11 protein-coding genes are annotated in these 15681 nt (G+C 69.5%); 5 read left to right on the top strand and 6 right to left on the bottom strand.

Annotation, left to right across the window (positions count from 1 at the left end):
- Window positions 1-339 precede the first annotated feature (339 nt).
- Complete coding sequence (locus tag WMF17_RS36890; protein WP_437598066.1) at window positions 340-888, bottom strand: hypothetical protein; 549 nt, start codon at window positions 886-888, stop codon at window positions 340-342.
- Between the two features lie 320 nt (window positions 889-1208).
- A complete protein-coding gene (locus WMF17_RS36885) occupies window positions 1209-2774 on the bottom strand; it encodes an acyl-CoA carboxylase subunit beta (RefSeq protein WP_437645717.1) in 1566 nt (521 codons plus the stop codon).
- A 709-nt stretch (window positions 2775-3483) separates the two neighbouring features.
- On the opposite strand from WMF17_RS36885, the gene WMF17_RS36880 reads away from it, so the two are divergent.
- Window positions 3484-6144: a protein kinase domain-containing protein gene (locus tag WMF17_RS36880; protein ID WP_437645715.1), complete on the top strand. Its 2661-nt coding sequence runs from the start codon at window positions 3484-3486 to the stop codon at window positions 6142-6144.
- 9 nt (window positions 6145-6153) lie between these two features.
- Here the strand turns inward: WMF17_RS36880 and WMF17_RS36875 are convergent, their stop codons facing one another.
- The 3 genes from WMF17_RS36875 to pyrH all read right to left on the bottom strand — a co-directional run bounded on the left by WMF17_RS36875 (window position 6154) and on the right by pyrH (window position 9338).
- Window positions 6154-7389 carry a KamA family radical SAM protein gene (locus WMF17_RS36875; RefSeq protein WP_437598063.1) on the bottom strand — a complete coding sequence of 412 codons (1236 nt, stop codon included), beginning with the start codon at window positions 7387-7389 and terminating at the stop codon, window positions 6154-6156.
- Window positions 7376-8446 carry a peptidylprolyl isomerase gene (locus tag WMF17_RS36870; RefSeq protein ID WP_437645713.1) on the bottom strand — a complete coding sequence of 357 codons (1071 nt, stop codon included), beginning with the start codon at window positions 8444-8446 and terminating at the stop codon, window positions 7376-7378. The genes WMF17_RS36875 and WMF17_RS36870 overlap by 14 nt, the downstream gene beginning before the upstream one ends.
- A 130-nt stretch (window positions 8447-8576) precedes the next feature.
- Window positions 8577-9338 (bottom strand): UMP kinase, encoded by a 762-nt coding sequence (gene pyrH / locus WMF17_RS36865; protein WP_437598061.1) that lies wholly within the window; start codon window positions 9336-9338, stop codon window positions 8577-8579.
- Between the two features lie 147 nt (window positions 9339-9485).
- On the opposite strand from pyrH, the gene rpoZ reads away from it, so the two are divergent.
- Entirely contained in the window at window positions 9486-9731 is a 246-nt protein-coding gene (rpoZ, locus tag WMF17_RS36860; RefSeq protein WP_437598060.1) for a DNA-directed RNA polymerase subunit omega, read from the top strand.
- A 121-nt stretch (window positions 9732-9852) separates the two neighbouring features.
- The gene (locus WMF17_RS36855; protein ID WP_437598059.1) at window positions 9853-10722 is read left to right on the top strand and encodes a class I SAM-dependent methyltransferase; all 870 of its coding nucleotides are present in this window, start codon (window positions 9853-9855) and stop codon (window positions 10720-10722) included.
- Window positions 10723-10893: 171 nt separating this feature from the next.
- Here WMF17_RS36855 and WMF17_RS36850 read toward each other — a convergent pair whose 3' ends face one another.
- Window positions 10894-11631 (bottom strand): metallophosphoesterase family protein, encoded by a 738-nt coding sequence (locus tag WMF17_RS36850; protein WP_437598058.1) that lies wholly within the window; start codon window positions 11629-11631, stop codon window positions 10894-10896.
- Window positions 11632-12082: 451 nt separating this feature from the next.
- Between WMF17_RS36850 and WMF17_RS36845 the strand changes: the two genes are divergently transcribed.
- Window positions 12083-12640 (top strand): hypothetical protein, encoded by a 558-nt coding sequence (locus WMF17_RS36845; protein WP_437645711.1) that lies wholly within the window; start codon window positions 12083-12085, stop codon window positions 12638-12640.
- Window positions 12641-12763: 123 nt separating this feature from the next.
- Window positions 12764-15667 (top strand): type VI secretion system membrane subunit TssM, encoded by a 2904-nt coding sequence (gene tssM / locus WMF17_RS36840; protein WP_437598056.1) that lies wholly within the window; start codon window positions 12764-12766, stop codon window positions 15665-15667.
- Window positions 15668-15681 lie beyond the last annotated feature (14 nt).

The raw sequence follows: 15681 nt of genomic DNA, 5'->3' as shown, positions 1-15681 counted from the left end.
GACGGGGCCAGGCCAATCCGGGACGGGGCAGGCCAACCCGGGACGGCGTTCTCCCAGCGGCGAGCAGCCGGCGCTCGCTCGGCGTCCGGCCGCACCCCTCCCAGCGGCCCCGCTGGCACGCTGCCGCCGTGTCCTGCCCCGAGCAGCCGCCGGTGCCCGCCCTCCTGCGCCTGATCTCGGCCAGCGCTGGCGAGCCGCTCGCCGAGCGCGCGTGCTTCGTGAATGCGCAGTTACAGCGGAGCCCGGGCGATGGCGGTCGTGCCGGGGAGCGTACAAAGGGCCGAAGGGGGCGGCCATCGGACGCCCCCTTCGGAGAATGACCTGCTGTTCGTCAGCGCCTCACATCGCGCACAGCGGCTCTTCGGATGCATCGCAGTTTTGAGCGCACTGCTCACAGACAGTGCACTTGGTGATGGCATCGTAGGCCTCCACCACGGCCTCGTTCGCCGTGCGGCACTCTTCGACGCACGCGGCCGGATCTTCCTTGTTGTCGCAGCGATCGATGCATTGCGCCAGGGCAAGACAGCCCGTCTTGTCATCCAGGCAGGCGTCAATGAACTCCTTGCATGCCCCATCGGCGGCGCACAGGTAGCAGCCCGAATTGTTGTTGCGGCCGCAAGTGTCCGTCATGTCATCACAGGTCGGGATCCCCGTCGAGGAAGAGCTCGTGGTGCTCGCGCCTGCTTCGCCGCCCGAACCGCCGTTGCCGCCTTCGCCGCCGTTACCGCCATTGCCGCCGTTGCCGCCGTTGCCGCCGGAGCCGCTGCTGGCGCCGGAGCCTCCGCTGCCGCTGCCGCTGCCGCTGGTCGGCGAGGCGGTGCTGTCGTCACCGCACGCCACGAGGGCGCAACCGGAAATCAAAAACGCAGCGAATACCCAAGATTTCATGCTCAATACCTCCACAGAACCCAACCGACCCCTCATTCGTATACTCGGCGACGCCCCAACGCTCGGTATGCCCGCCAAACCACCCGTCTTCATGCAGCCGGCCCCCGGGTGCGCTTGTGCAGATCGTTGGTCAGAGAGAAGCATCGCGCGTGGAGAGCAAAGAAAAACAGCCACGCAAGTTGTTTTTACACGCTTGGGATCGGCCGCGCAACGGCGTCGCTCGATCCGGCTCCCTCCTTCCCAGGCGTTCTATGCGGTTTTGGGGGCTGAACTGTCGCTGAGCGGGGCTCTCGTGGGGCCCGAGCTGTTCGAAAATTCTACTAAAGCGGGATGTTTCCGTGCTTCTTCGATGGATTCTTGTCGCGCTTGCCGCGCAGGAGGTCGAGGGCTTGGGCCAGTCGAATGCGGAGCATGCGGGGGTAGATCACCTCGTCTATGAAGCCGAGCTCGGCCGCCCTGTACGGGCTGGCGAATTTCGTCTTGTAGTCCTGGACGAAGCGTGCGCGGGCGACGTCCGGGTCCGTCGCCTGCTGGATCTCCTTGCCGTAGACGATGCTCACCGCGCCTTCCGGGCCCATGAGCGCGATCTCGGCCGTCGGGAAGGCGAGGTTGTAATCGGCCCGGATGTGCTTGGACGCCATGACGTCGTAGGCGCCGCCGTAAGCCTTGCGGGTGATCACCGTGATCTTGGGCACCGTCGCCTCGGCGAACGCATAGAGCAGCTTCGCTCCGTGAGCGATGATCCCGCCATATTCCTGGTCGAGCCCCGGGAGGAAGCCCGGGACGTCCACGAGCGTGACGAGCGGGACATTGAAGCAGTCGCACAACCGGACGAAGCGCGCCGCCTTGATGCTGGCCTTGATGTCCAGGCAGCCGGCGAGCACCTGGGGCTGGTTCGCGATTACCCCGATGGGCGCGCCGCCGATCCGGGCGAACCCGACCACGATGTTCTGCGCGTAGCGCGCGTGGATCTCGAGGAAGCAACCGTCGTCGACCACGGCGCGGACGAGCCGCTTGACGTCGTACGGCCCGGACGGCTCGATGGGGAGCATCGTGTCGAGCTCCAGCACCTCCCGGTCGACCGGATCGACCGCGCCGCGGCGCGGCGGAGCCTCGGTGTTGTTGGAGGGCAGGAACGAGAGCAGCTCGCGGACCTGCGCGAGCACCGCCCGGTCGTCGGGGGCGGTGAGGTGGCAGATGCCGCTCCTGGCGGCGTGAGCAGCGGCGCCGCCCAGGTCTTCCTTGGTGACGTCCTCGTGGGTCACCGTCTTGATGACCTCGGGGCCGTTGACGAACATGTAGCTCGTCCGCTCGGTCATCAGGATGACGTCGGTGATGGCGGGCGAGTAGACGGCGCCGCCCGCGCACGGCCCGAGGATCGCGCTGACCTGGGGGACGACCCCGCTCGCGAGCGTGTTGCGGAGGAAGATGTCGGCGTAACCGGCGAGCGACTCCACCCCCTCCTGGATCCGCGCGCCGCCCGAGTCGTTCAGCCCGACGACGGGGGCGCCCACCCTCATCGCGAGGTCCATCACCTTGCAGATCTTCGAGGCGTACGCGCCGGAGAGCGAGCCGTCGATCACGGTGAAGTCCTGCGCGAACACCACGACCTTGCGCCCGTCGATGAGGCCCCAGCCGGTCACGACGCCGTCGCCGAGGACCTTCTGCTGGTCCATGCCGAAGTCGGCGCACCGGTGGACCACGAACCGGTCGATCTCGACGAACGAGCCCGGATCGAGGAGCAGGTCGATGCGTTCCCGCGCGGAGAGCTTGCCGGCCTCGTGCTGCCTGGCGATGCGATCTTTCCCGCCCCCGTCGAGCGCGCGGCGGTTCATCTCGTCGAGGCGAGCGAGCGCCGGAGGCATCAGGGCCGTCGGATCAGCCATGCCGCGCCGTACCTACCATGGACCCCCACGGGGATCGAAAACCCCGTCGTGCCCGACGGAGGGGCCGGCGCGGCAGGTCGGCGCGACGGCGAAACCCTGTGCCGGCGCGACGGGGCGACGGACCCACCCGCTGGTACACGACAGCGACGACACCTGACGAGGTAGGCGGAAACGAGTCGGACGCACGAAAGGTGAGACGCGCGGGTACATGCGACGAAAAATGACCGGGCACTGGAGGACCGCCCCCTACTTTCTTGCACAGGCGAGGGGACACCACGTAACCTGGGCAGCGCTCATTTGTCGCTGGGAAATGCAGGAATTTCCGACACGTAGAGTCTCTGGGGACCGGGGCGCAGGGGCTGCCATCGCCGCCATGGCCCTGCCGCGTCGCGACTTCCAACGGGGCAGCTCGGGCCGGTGCGGCAGCAGCGCGGTCGCCTGCCACGGCAGCTGACGTGCGGCGCCTCGTCGGATGCGCACGGAACCGCGGCACCGGCACCCCTGGCTCCGTTGCGGGAGCGCTACGCCCTCGTAGCTTGCGTCGCCTTGCGCTCAGCGGTTCCAGCGTGGCCTTCCGCCTCGCGTCGCAGGGTGAGATCGTTTCGGACGAGAGGTCGCTCGAGTGAAGCTCGCTCAGACTCGCGAGGCTCGTGCCCTGGCAGTCGCCGCCGTGGCGCGAGGGCTCATCGAGCCCAACGCCCTTTGGGACATGGCCTGCCGATGGACCCTCGGCGGCGCCTCGACGCCCCAGGAGCTCTTCGAGGGGATCCTCACCCCGGAGCAGCTGGCGGCGCTGCCGGAGCTGCTCGCGCAGGAGGGGCGCAGCCCGCCCGTCGTGCGCGCCCTCGCGCCGCAGATCGAGGATCCGGACGCGCTGCGCTTCGACACGCAGCGGGAGATCGACCTGCCGGGAGAGGAGGTCGTGGCCGATTTCCCGACGCTCGCGACCTCCGCCACGCGCGCCGTGAACACCGGCGGCAGCCGCTACGAGGTCGGCGAGGCGCTCGGGGCGGGGGGCGCCGGGAAGGTGGTGAAGGCGCGCGACCGGGAGATCGGGCGCGTGGTGGCGCTGAAGACGCTGAAGCCCGGGGCCGAGGCGGACTCCGCGGTCGGCAACCGCTTCCGGACCGAGGCGCGCATCACGGCCCAGCTCGAGCACCCGAACATCATCCCGGTCTACGACCTGGGCACGCTGCCGAACGGCCAGCCCTACTACTCCATGCGGGTCGTCAAGCGGCAGAGCCTGCAGAACGTGCTGACGAACCCCGAGCTCCGCAGGCAGTGGCCGCTCGTCCGGCTCATCGGCGCGTTCGTGCAGATCTCGCGGGCGCTGGCCTACGCGCACCGGCGAGGCGTCGCCCACCGCGACATCAAGCCGGAGAACGTGCTGCTCGGCGACTACGGCGAGGTGTACCTGGGCGACTGGGGCAACGCGAAGCTGCTCTCGAGGACGGAGGTGAGCGAGCCGATCGCCATCGACCCGGGCGGGCAGGACTTCGGCCGGAAGCGGCACGAGGCGGTCGCGAGCGCGCTCTCGGGCACGCCCGGGTACATCGCGCCGGAGCAGATCCGGGGGGACCACAAGCGGATCGATCACCGCGCGGACATCTTCGCGCTCGGCGTGGTGCTCTACGAGATCCTGACCGGCGAGCACCCGTTCGACGCGCAGACCGTGCTCGCCGTGATCCTCGCGACGCAGACGCGCGACCCCAGACCGCCGCGCTCGATCTCGCCGAGCTGCCCGCTGCTGCTCGAGGACCTCTGCCTGGCGATGCTCGCGAAGGATCCCGATCAGCGACCGCCGACCGCCGACCGCGTCGCGGCGGAGGCCGAGGCGTTCCTCGAGGGCGCCAAGGAGCGGATGCGCCGCCGCGAGGAGGCGATCAAGCTCTGCGAGCTCGCCAAGGCCCCGCTCGAGCGCGACCGGCGGCTCTACAGCGAGCGCGAGCGGCTCGTCGAGGAGGCGCGGCGGCTGCTCAAGGACGTGAAGGAGTACGAGCCGATCGAGCGCAAGCGGGCCGGCTGGCACCTCGAGGACAGCGCGGCCGGGGTCGAGCGTGAGCAGGCGCGCGCGGCGGCGGAGGCGATCGACCTCTACACGAAGGCGCTGGCGTACGATCCGGATCTGGTCGAGGCGCGCGCCGGGCTCGCGGACCTGTACTGGTCGCGCGCGGTGCGGGCGGACCAGGAGCACCAGCACGCGGCGCGCATCTACCACGAGGCGCTCGTGGCGGAGTTCGACGTGGGGCGATACACCGCGCTGCTCACCGCCGACGCGGTCCTCTCGGTCGACTCGTCGCCGCCTGGCGCCAGCGTCGTGGCGTACCGTTACGTCGAGAAGGATCGCATCCTGATGGCGGGAGACGAGCGCACCCTCGGCCGCACGCCGCTCCGCGAGGTGCACCTCAAGCCGGGCAGCTACCTCTTCATCCTGAAGCGCGCCGGTCATCGCGACGTGCGTTACCCGCTGCTGCTCAAGCGGGGCACCCACCACCGCGTCGAGGTGAACCTCTACACCGACGCCGAGATCGGCGAGGGCTTCGTCTACATCCCCGGGGGGACCTTCATCGCCGGCGGCGACGCGCAGGCCTACGATCCGCTCCGTCGCGCCGAGCTCCACGTACCCGACGTCGCGATCGCGAAGTTTCCCGTGACCTTCCGCGAGTACTGCGAGTTCTTGAACGAGCTCGAGACGCGCGATCTCGACCTCGCGCTCAAGCGCGCGCCGCACGGGACGCGCGGCTCCGAGGGCTACGTGGCGCGGCCGGCCAGCGGCGGCGGCTGGGAGCCGTTGCCCACCGTGGTCGAGGGCGACGCGCAGAAGCGGTTCCCGGCGGAGGAGGGGCACCTCTGGAACCTGCCCGTCATCCTCATCGACTGGTTCGACGCCGTGGCCTACTGCCGTTTCCGGAGCGAGCGCGACGGGATCGAGGTCCGGCTCCCGACCGAGCTGGAGTGGGAGAAGGCGGCGCGCGGGACCGACGGCCGGTTCTACCCGTGGGGGGACCATTTCGATCCGACGTTCTGTTTGATGCGCTCGTCGCGACCTTTCTTGTCGCAGCTGGAGCCGGTCGGGACCTTCCCCATCGACACGTCGCCCTGCGGCGTGCGCGACATGGCGGGCGGCGTGCGCGAGTGGGTCGCCGACGTGAACGGCGAGAGGTCCTGGGCGGAGACGTCGCGCGAGATCGAGTCGGCCGCCGACGCCGGCGGGGACGCGCCGCCGTGGCGCATCGCCCGCTCCGGGAGCTGGGCCACGGACTCGCAGCAGTGCAGGAGCGCGTCGCGCACCCGCTTCTTCGGGATCACGCGGGCCCTGAACCTGTCGTTCCGGATCGCGAAGCCGCTCTCGCGCGGCCCGGGCCGCTGAGCGGGCGGCTCAGCCGCCGGGCTGCAGCGGGGGGTCGACGTACTCGACCTCGACGCCGCGGTGCGTGCGGAGCACGGTGCGCCCGGGCCGGCGGTCGACGACGTAGTCCGGGCCGACGGGCACCTTGCCCATCCCTCCGGGCGTATCGACGATCAACTTCGGCAGCGCGATGCCGGTGAGCCGACCCTGGAGCTGCTCCATGAGGGAGATGCCGGTGGCGAGCGGCGTGCGCAGGTGCGCGGTGCCGCGCACGGGGTCCATCTGGAGCAGGTAATAGGGGCGCACGCGCCAGCGCACGAGACCCCGGAAGAGCGCGGCCAGCGTCGTCGCGTCGTCGTTGATGCCGCGCAGCAGCACGGTCTGGTTCATGACGGGGAAGCCGTTGTCGACGAGCCGTTTGCAGGCGCGCTCGGCGGCGGGCGTGAGCTCCTTCGGGTGGTTGAAGTGCGTCATCACCCAGAGCGGATGGTGCGGCCTGAGCGCGCGCACGAGCTCTGCGGTGACACGCTGCGGGAGCGTGACCGGCACGCGCGTGGCGATGCGGATCGTCTCGACGCTCGGGATCTGTCGCAGCCGGGCGAGCAGCCGCACGACGCGGTCCGTCGAGACGGCCAGGGGATCGCCGCCGCTCACGATCACGTCGCGCACCTCCGGGTGCGCCTCGAGGTAGGCCATGGCCGGCGCGAGGCGCTCGAGCGCGACGGCGCCGCCGCCGTCACCGACCATGCGCGAGCGGGTGCAGAAGCGGCAGTACACGGCGCAGCGATCGGTCGCGAGGAGCAGCGCGCGATCCGGGTACCGTTGCACGAGGTGGGGCGCGACCTCGTGCGCGACCTCGCCGAGGGGGTCGACCAGGTCGCCGGGCACCTCGGCGGCCTCGTCGGCGAGCGGCACGCACTGCCGGCGGATCGGGCACGCCGGATCGCTCTTGTCGCAGAGGCTCAGGTAGTACGGGGTGACGCGGATGGGCAGCCCGGCCTTCTCGGCGCGCCTCGCGCCCGCGAGCTCCTCCGGCGTGAGCGACAGCGTCCGGTGGAGATCGTCGGCGCTCGAGAGCGCATGGCGCAGCTGCCATGTCCAGTCGCTCGTCCGCGCCTTCGCGCGGGCCGGACGCGCTCCCTGCTGGTCGCCCGCGGCGGGCGCCACGGGGGGCTCCGGCAGCACCACAGCGCGGGCGTTCGCGCCGTCCTCGCTGGGTCGCCGGGCGAGCTGCGTGGCGGCGACGAGCGCGCTACCTGCCGGCATCGCTCGATGGGGGCGCGGCACCGCCGGCCGGCTGCGGCGCGCTGGGCTTCGCGGGATCGGGCTGCGGCGTGCTCCCGGGCAGCGTGAGCTGCTGTGGCAGCTTCACCGAGGAGAGCGCCGCGTCGTTGATCTCGACGGGGAACTTCTTCCGCAGCTCGTCCTCGATGGCGCGCTCCTGCTCCTGCATCTTCTGCTGAAGGAGCGCGACGCGGATCGAGCGTTCGGCCGCCGCGAGCTCGCGCCGGTGCCCGCCCGTGAGCCCGCTCAGGCGGACGATGTAGAACCGGCCGTCGGCCTCGACGAGCTCGTCGCTCACCGCCCCCACGCTGCCGATCCGGAAGACGGCCGCGCGGACCGGCTCCGGGACCTGCGGGTGGGCGCCGCGCGGATCGCCGGGTGGGCTGACGATGCCAAGCTCGCCCGCGAGGTCAAGCGGCGGCGCCGCGCTCCTGTCCTTCGGCGCGGTGAGCGAGTGCTTGAGCACGAGCTCCCCCCATGCGCTGCCGCTCCCGGCCTTCTGCGCCTCCTTGAGGACCTTCTCCCCGAGCGCCTTGTCGCCGACCACGATGGCGGCGGCGCGCCTTCGCTCGGGCTCGCTGAACTTGTCGGCGTTCGCTTCGTAGTACGCGCGCACCTCGGAGGCCGGGATGTCGGCCGGCGCCGGCAGGCCCTTCCTCGCCTGGGCGATCATCGCCTCGCGGAGGATCTGCCGGATCGCGTCCTCGACCGCGGCGTCCTTCTCGAGGCCGCGGCGCCTGGCTTCCAGCGCGAGCAGCTCCGCGTCGATGAGCTCGCTGAGCAGCTCGCGGCGTCGCTCCTTCGTCTGGTAGCGGAGCCGATCGAACTGATCCATCCGCTCCAGCGTCCTGCCGAAGTCGCCCAGGGTGATCACCCGCTCGCCGACCTTCGCGAGCACGCGCGTCGACTGCTCCGCGGTGAGCCCGAGGACCGGCTCCCCCGCGTCCGACGGGGCCTGGAGAGCGGGCTCATCGCAGCTCGCGACGAGCGCGGCGAGCGAGATAGCGAGCAGGGATCGGCGCACCGGAGCTCGGATCATTGCTGGCTCGGGGTCTAGCACGGTTTCCTCGTGGCTCGCGGGGGCGCCGGCCGGGTTCACGTCGGCGCGCTGGCGGGTGCCTCGGCTCGTCGCCCGCGCGGGGCGGTGCGGGGCGCTCGGGCGCGCGCGCTCAGTCGACGACCGTGCCGATCTCCTCGCCCCTGCACACCCGGAGGATGTTGCCGCGGGTCATGAGCTTGAACACCCGGATGGGCATCTTGTTCTCGCGGCAGAGCGTGACCGCCGTCGAGTCCATGACCCCGATCCTGTCCGCGAGGAAGCGGTCGTAGCTCAGGTGCGCGAACATCTGCGCGCCTTCGTGGCGCACGGGATCGCGGTCGTAGATGCCCTCGACCTTGGTCGCCTTGAACAGCGCCTGCGCCTGGATCTCCATGGCCCGCAGCGCTGCCGCAGTGTCGGTTGAGAAGAACGGGTTGCCCGTGCCCGCGGCGAAGATGACGATGCTGCCCTTCTCCAGGTGACGCATCGCCCTGCGGCGGATGTACGGCTCGGCGACCTGCCGGATCTCGATCGCGGTCATCACGCGCGTCGGCACGCCCGTCTTCTCGAGCGCGTCCTGCAGGGCGAGCGCGTTGATGACGGTGGCGAGCATGCCCATGTAGTCGCTCTGGGAGCGGTCCATGCCCGCGCTCGCGCCCTTCAGCCCGCGGAAGATGTTGCCGCCGCCCACGACGACCCCGATCTGCACCCCCATCCGCTGGAGCTCGGCGATCTCGCTGGCCACGTGATGGAGCGTCTCGGGGCGTATGCCGAATCCGCCTTCTTCGCCGCAGAGCGCCTCACCGCTCAGCTTGAGCACGATGCGGCGGTATTTCAGCCCGGGGGCCGGGCGAGGGGGAGGGGGAAGGAGAGAATCCTGCTCAGCGGCCACGGTCGCACCTCGTAGTCGGGACCTGCGTCGAGGGCAACGAGCAACGTGCACCATCGATCGGCGACGTGGCAGCGCGCCGCGGGATAGAGCCACCGAGCGGCATGTACCTTGCGCTTGACCGGGCAGGGCGCTACTCTCGGCCCCCCTATGGCGCGTGTAACTGTGGAAGATTGCCTCGAACGCGAGGAAAACCGTTTCGCCCTCGTCGTGCTTGCGGCCAACCGGACGCGGCAGATCATGAAGGGCTCGGACGCCCTCGTGAAGACGAAGAACAAGCCTGCCGTGACCAGCCTTCGAGAGATCGCGGCGGGCAAGGTGCACTTCCACCGGAGCTCCCACGAGGTCGTGTCCGAGTGGCTCCAGCAGATGAACGCCAACGGTCAGCAACGCTGAGGGCCAGCGCTGATGGCGCACCGGGCGAGCGTGCTCTGGTGATGCACGCTTCCGTCGGGGCCCTGTTCCTCCAGCGCGCTCCCGTCGTTGTGCCAGCGCTGCGCTTGATCTGTTGCTTCGCATGAAAGCTGAGACCACGACGCGCGCGAGGCGGTCTTCGAGCTCCGGCCAGCGTCGCGATCCGGAGCTCGAGGCGGGGACGTCGGCCCACTACGAGGATCCGGCGTATTACTCGAAGACGTACGCTCGCCGACAGGACGACGTCCGCTACTACGTCGATCTCGCCGTGGCGTCCGGCGGGCCGGTGCTCGAGTACGGCTGCGGCAACGGGCGGATCGCGCTGCCTGTCGCGAGGGCGGGGGTCCGGATCACGGGTGTGGATCTGTCGGCGCCGATGCTCGGCGATCTGCGCGCGCAGCTCGGGCGGGAGCCGCGCGGCGTCTCCTCCCGCGTGAGTCTGCGGCGGGGCGACATGCGGGCGTTGCGGTTAGGGCGCCGCTTTCCGCTCGTGCTCTGCCCCTTCAACGCGTTCTTGCATCTGTATACGCGAGCCGACGTGGAGCGTTTCCTTGCGCGAGCGCGCGAACATCTGACGCCCAAGGGCGAGCTCGTCTTCGACGTGTCCATGCCCGAGCCGGCCGAGCTCGCGCGCGATCCGGATCGCGCCTATGCCACGCCGCGCTTCCGGTATCCCGCAAAGGACGGTCCAGGCGAGGTCGTCCGGTACACCGAACGGTTCGACTACGACAAGGTCCGGCAGATCCTGTTCGTTTCGATGGAGTTCACGGCCGTGAACGGCGGCGAGCGATGGATGACGCCGCTCGCCCATCGTCAGTTCTATCCGCAGGAGCTCGAGGCCTTGCTCCACTACAACGGCTTCGAGCTCACGGAGCTCCGCAGCGATTTTTCCGCAGCGCCGCCTGACAACCAGACGAGCATGCTGCTCTATCACTGCCGGCCTCGTCGCTCCGTTCGAGCCGGCCGCTCCTGAACGCCGGGCGCGGCCGCGAAATGCGTGCGTCGCCAGAGGAAGACCCGTGACAGCAGGGCCGCCCCGCGCGGTGCCGCCCCGCGGCGGCACCAGGTCGCCCGGTGCATCATCACGCGCCGGGCGACTGAACGCGCGCGCGCCTGCCGTATCGAGCGCCGTGCGCCGGTCGCCTCAGACGCCGATGTAGAGCCGGTGGGCGAAGTTGCGCTCGAGCTTGGCGCGCAGCACCTTCTCCGCCGCCGTCTCGATGTCGTACTCGACGCGCTTGAACTCGAAGCGCTTCGTGTCGCTGTCGTAGATCGTGTAGCTCGCGCGGTTGTCGTAGTCCCGCGGCTGTCCCACCGACCCGACGCTCACGATGTATTTGCGCCCCTGCTCGAGCTGAAAATCCACCGCCGGGAGCTCCTCGACGGTGTTCGGCGTGAGCGCGAACACCTTGCAGAGGTGTGAATGGCCGATCAGCGTGATGTGACCGAGCTCGTTCCACATCGGCAGGCATTCGCGCGCCTGCTCAGGGGCGAAGATGTACTCGAACTCCTCGAGCCGGACGGGCGAGCCGTGGCAGAGGTCGACGTTGATGTCCGTCAACTTTTCCTGATACGTCAGGCTCCGCAGCCAGGCTGCGTTCTCGGAGGAGAGCATCGCCGCGTGCGTGTCGAGCGCCTGCCGGGCAGCCTCGTAGTAGTACGAGTAGTCCATCCGACCTGCGACGGCCGCATCGTGGTTGCCGAGGATCGTCTTCTTGGCCACCTTCCGGACGAGGTCGGCACACTCGTTCGGCGAGCCGCCGTAGCCGACCGTATCCCCGAGGCAGTAATAGACGTCGATGCGTTCGTGGCGATAGGACTCGAGCACAGCGCTGAGCGCCTCGTAGTTGGCGTGCGTATCGCTGAAAATCCCGAGTCTCATTTCGACGCGAGGGCGGAGCTTAGCACGAAGGCCTCGACTTCCGTTAGGAATTCAAACCCGAATCCGCGGCCGGACTGGTCGGGCCGGGGTTGAGGGGTGCCGGCTTCTCGGAGCAGTTCCGGCGACCCATGCTTCCGCTGCGCCCGGAACCTCCTGACGGAGGCTGGAGGACCGGCCGCGTTCCATCCCGAAGATCCCGAAACTTCCGAAATCGCCCGGACTGCTGCGACCACCGAGCCTGCGGAGGCGCTCCCAGCACGACCACGTTGACTAGCGGCCACCCGCACCGGAGAAGGATAGCGTGGAGCCCATGAATACCAAACAGAACGGTGCAGGTGCCTCTCCGATTTCTGCGGAGCGGTCAGCCGAGTCTGGTCTGTCCGCTGCAACTGTTGTCGCGCCGCCCGCGTCGCCACCGCCGTCCGCTGTGGAGGACCTCGCCGAGGGGTGCGTGCGGTTTGTGGAGCGCGCCCTCGGTGTACGGCTTGACTACCGGCCGGAGACCTTGCCCGTGCTCGACCACTACCTCGAGCAGGCCCGTGGGGCGACGTCGGAGAGGGTCGAGGCGTTGCCGGTGGTTGCGCACATGGCGGGCGTCTACTTCGGCGAGGTCATCCGGCGCCGGCACGCGTCGTGGTGGCGCATGGACGGAGAGGATCCGACCTACTGGCAGCTGGAGTTCGAGTCGGTTCACCTCGCGTTCAGCCCGGTGATCTTCGTCCGCGAGGCGCTCTCGCGGGGTCCTGGTGCGGAGGTCGGGCGGGACCTGGCCGAGGATTCGCTGAGCGGCGATCCGGCGGCGCTCGATCTGGACGAGGACGACCGCGAGGTGGTCGCGGCCAGGCTCGCAGAGCTGCCGCAGGTCTCGGAGAACGAGTACTACGCCCCGTCGACGCGGCTCGAGGTGATCGACATCGCCCTGGACGCGGTCCGCTCGCGCCGGCTCGCTGCCGGCGAGGAGACCGACGCCGCGCTCGAACCGGGCGACTACGAGCGCGGCGACGACTGATCCAGGGGTCGCCGCGCTCGGGCTGCTCGCGCTGGCGCGGCGGCACCACGCGGCGCGCCGCCGATCGCTGCGCGCCGCGTGGGACGTGCTGCGGACGCGGCGACCGGTGGTATCGTCGCTGGCGTGTTGTGGGTCCTCTTCGGGCTGTTGCTCCTCATCTCGTGGGCGGCGTACTTCACGTTCGGCCTGTCCACGGCGATCCCGATCGCGGCGAGCGTCGTCATCGCGCTCGCAGCGCTCGCGCTCTTCGTGTATCGCCGCGTCAAGGCGGGGCGCGCCGCGTCTGCCCTGGAGCGCGCGATCGTCCAGCAGGGGGCGCAGCAGGCGCTCAACGCGCGGCCCGAGCGGCGCGCCGAGATCCAGGAGCTCCAGCGGCAGGTCCAGGGCGGCATCAGCGCGCTGAAGACCTCGAAGCTCGGCAAGGGCAAGAAGCACGGCAGCGGCGCGCTCTACTCGCTGCCCTGGTACGTCATCATCGGTCCGCCCGGGGCGGGGAAGACGACGGCGCTCAAGCACTCCGGCCTGGTCTTCCCCTACGCGCACCCGAGCAACGGTGGCGGCGTGCGCGGCGTCGGCGGGACGCGGAACTGCGACTGGTGGTTCACCAACGAGGCGATCCTCCTCGACACCGCGGGGCGCTACACGACCGAGCAGGACGACCACGAGGAGTGGATCGCGTTCCTGCAGATGCTCCTCAGGCACCGCGCCCGCCGCCCGCTCAACGGCATCCTCGTCGCGGTGAGCGTGGCGGATCTCATCGACGCGAACGAGCAGCACATCGAGCAGATGGGGAAGAAGCTCCGGGCGCGCATCGACGAGGTCATGACGCAGCTCCACATGGTGCTGCCCGTCTACCTCCTGTTCACGAAGTGCGATCTCATCGCGGGCTTCTCGGAGTTCTTCGGCGACATGCGCAAGAGCGACCGCGCCCAGGCGTGGGGGGCGACGCTCAAGCTGAGCGCGGACAAGGCCGACCCGGGAAGGCTCTTCGACGCTGAGTTCGACGCCATGGCGAAGCAGGTCCACGGTCGCTCGCTGAAGCGGCTCGTCATGGAGCGCAGCCGGGAGGGGCGCGAGCGCGTCTACCAGTTCCCGCTCGAGTTCTCGGGCATCCGCCGGAACCTCTCCGATCTGGTCTCGACCGTCTTCATGGTCAACGCGTTCCAGGGCACGCCCATCTTCCGCGGCTTCTACTTCACGAGCGGCACGCAGGAGGGCAGGCCGCTCGATCGGGTGCTCCAGCGCATGGGGCAGGCGATGGGGATCCGCACGCACGAGGCCGTGGCTCAGCAGAACGTGGAGTCGAAGAGCTACTTCCTCCACGACGTGTTCATGAACGTCGTCTTCCCGGACGGGGACATCGCCGCGAGGAGCGCGAGCGAGATCCGGCGCCAGCGCATCGTGCGCGGCGCGATCAGCGCGGCGGCGGCGACCCTCGGGATCATCCTGGCGATCCCGAGCCTGGTGTCGTTCGCCAACAACCGCGAGTTCCTGCGCGAGGTCGAGGCAGACGGGCGCGCCGTCAGCGCGCTCCGGTGGGAGGACACGCGACCGCTCTCGGACAAGCTCGCCGCGCTGCGGCCCGCGCTGGATCGGCTACAACAGATCGACAGGGCGCGCGAGGAGGGACCGCCGGACGGGATGGGCTGGACGATGTTCCAGGGCGAGACGGTCTACCCCCCGCTGTTGCACGTCTACATCGCGAGCCTCCAGAACGGCTTCGTGATCCCGTGCAAGCAGCGGCTCGAGGACCGCCTCAAGCTCGCGAAGGGAGATCACTACCTGCGCGAGCGGAACAACCTCAAGCTGTACTTGATGCTGAGCGACGTCGAGCACCTCGACGTCGACTGGGCCAAGGACAGGTTCACCTCGCTCTGGGCCGAGGTGCTCCGGCCGACGTCGAACCTCAACGAGACCGAGCTGAAGAAGCAGCTCGAGCGGCACGTCACGTACTACCTGTCGCTGATCAAGCAGAAGAGGGTCACGCCCATCGCGCACAAGGCGGAGCTGGTCGCGAGCGTGCGCGCGATGCTCCAGGCCGTGCCGGTGCGGAAGCGCTACTACGACTTCTTCGTCAACTCGATCATCGAGGAGAAGTACGACGAGACGGGCGACAACAGCCGCGCGAACCGCAAGTACCCCCCGCTCACGCTGGGCGACATGTTCGCCGACCGCCCCGACGTGCTGAAGGTCATCGGCAGCAAGCAGTACGCCAAGGAGAAGCGCTGGAAAGAGGTCGACGGTCCGTACACCGAGAAGGGACACTTCGAGGTGCTCGAGAAGGTCCGCCAAGGCGCCGAGCTCTTGAGGGAAGAAGAGTGGGTCGTTCCGCTCGCGCCCGGAGAGAACGCCGCGATCGACAAGGACCTGGACGGCCTCGCTGCTGACTACGACGCCCGGTACTCCGCGCAGTGGACCGACTGGATGACGGACCTCACCGTGCGGACGCCGGCCAACCTGAAGGAGGCGAAGGAGCTCTACATGGAGCTCGCCAAGCCGGACTACCCGTACCTCCGCATCATCCGCGCGCTCGAGGACAACACGCAATGGAAGCGGGATCGCAGCGCGATCGAGGACACGGGCTTGTTCAAGCGCGGGAAGGAGCACGTCGAGAAGAAGATCGAGCAGAAGACGAGGTTCAAGGTCCCCCTCGACGTGAAGCTCATACGAAACCGTACGAGCTCGGTCCCGGACGAGTTCAAGCGGACCGTCGAGTTCGGCGTTCCCACCGCGCCGAGCGGCTCGGCGCCGATTACGGACACGCCCCTGGCGAGGTACATCTCGCTTCTCAGCTCCCTCCGCGACGAGATCCAGCGGCTCGAGGACGTGAACCCCAACGTCGACGCGCGCCTCATGGCCGACCGGCTGATCGAGGCGATACGGCAGGCGGACGCGCTCCTCCAGCCCTTCGATGAGCGGGCCAAGACGCTGCTCCGGCCGCTCTTGCTGACCCCGCTTCAGGTGGTGGCCGCGCGGCTGCCGCCGCTCGCGGCGGCCTCCCGCTTCCCCGCAGCTGTCCCGCGCTGAGCGGCGCGGCGCCG

It is taken from the genome of Sorangium sp. So ce362 (assembly GCF_051519845.1).
Taxonomy (GTDB): domain Bacteria; phylum Myxococcota_A; class Polyangia; order Polyangiales; family Polyangiaceae; genus Sorangium.
The sequence above is the reverse complement of the archived record's forward strand: the minus strand, read 5'-3'. Positions and strand labels throughout refer to the sequence as shown.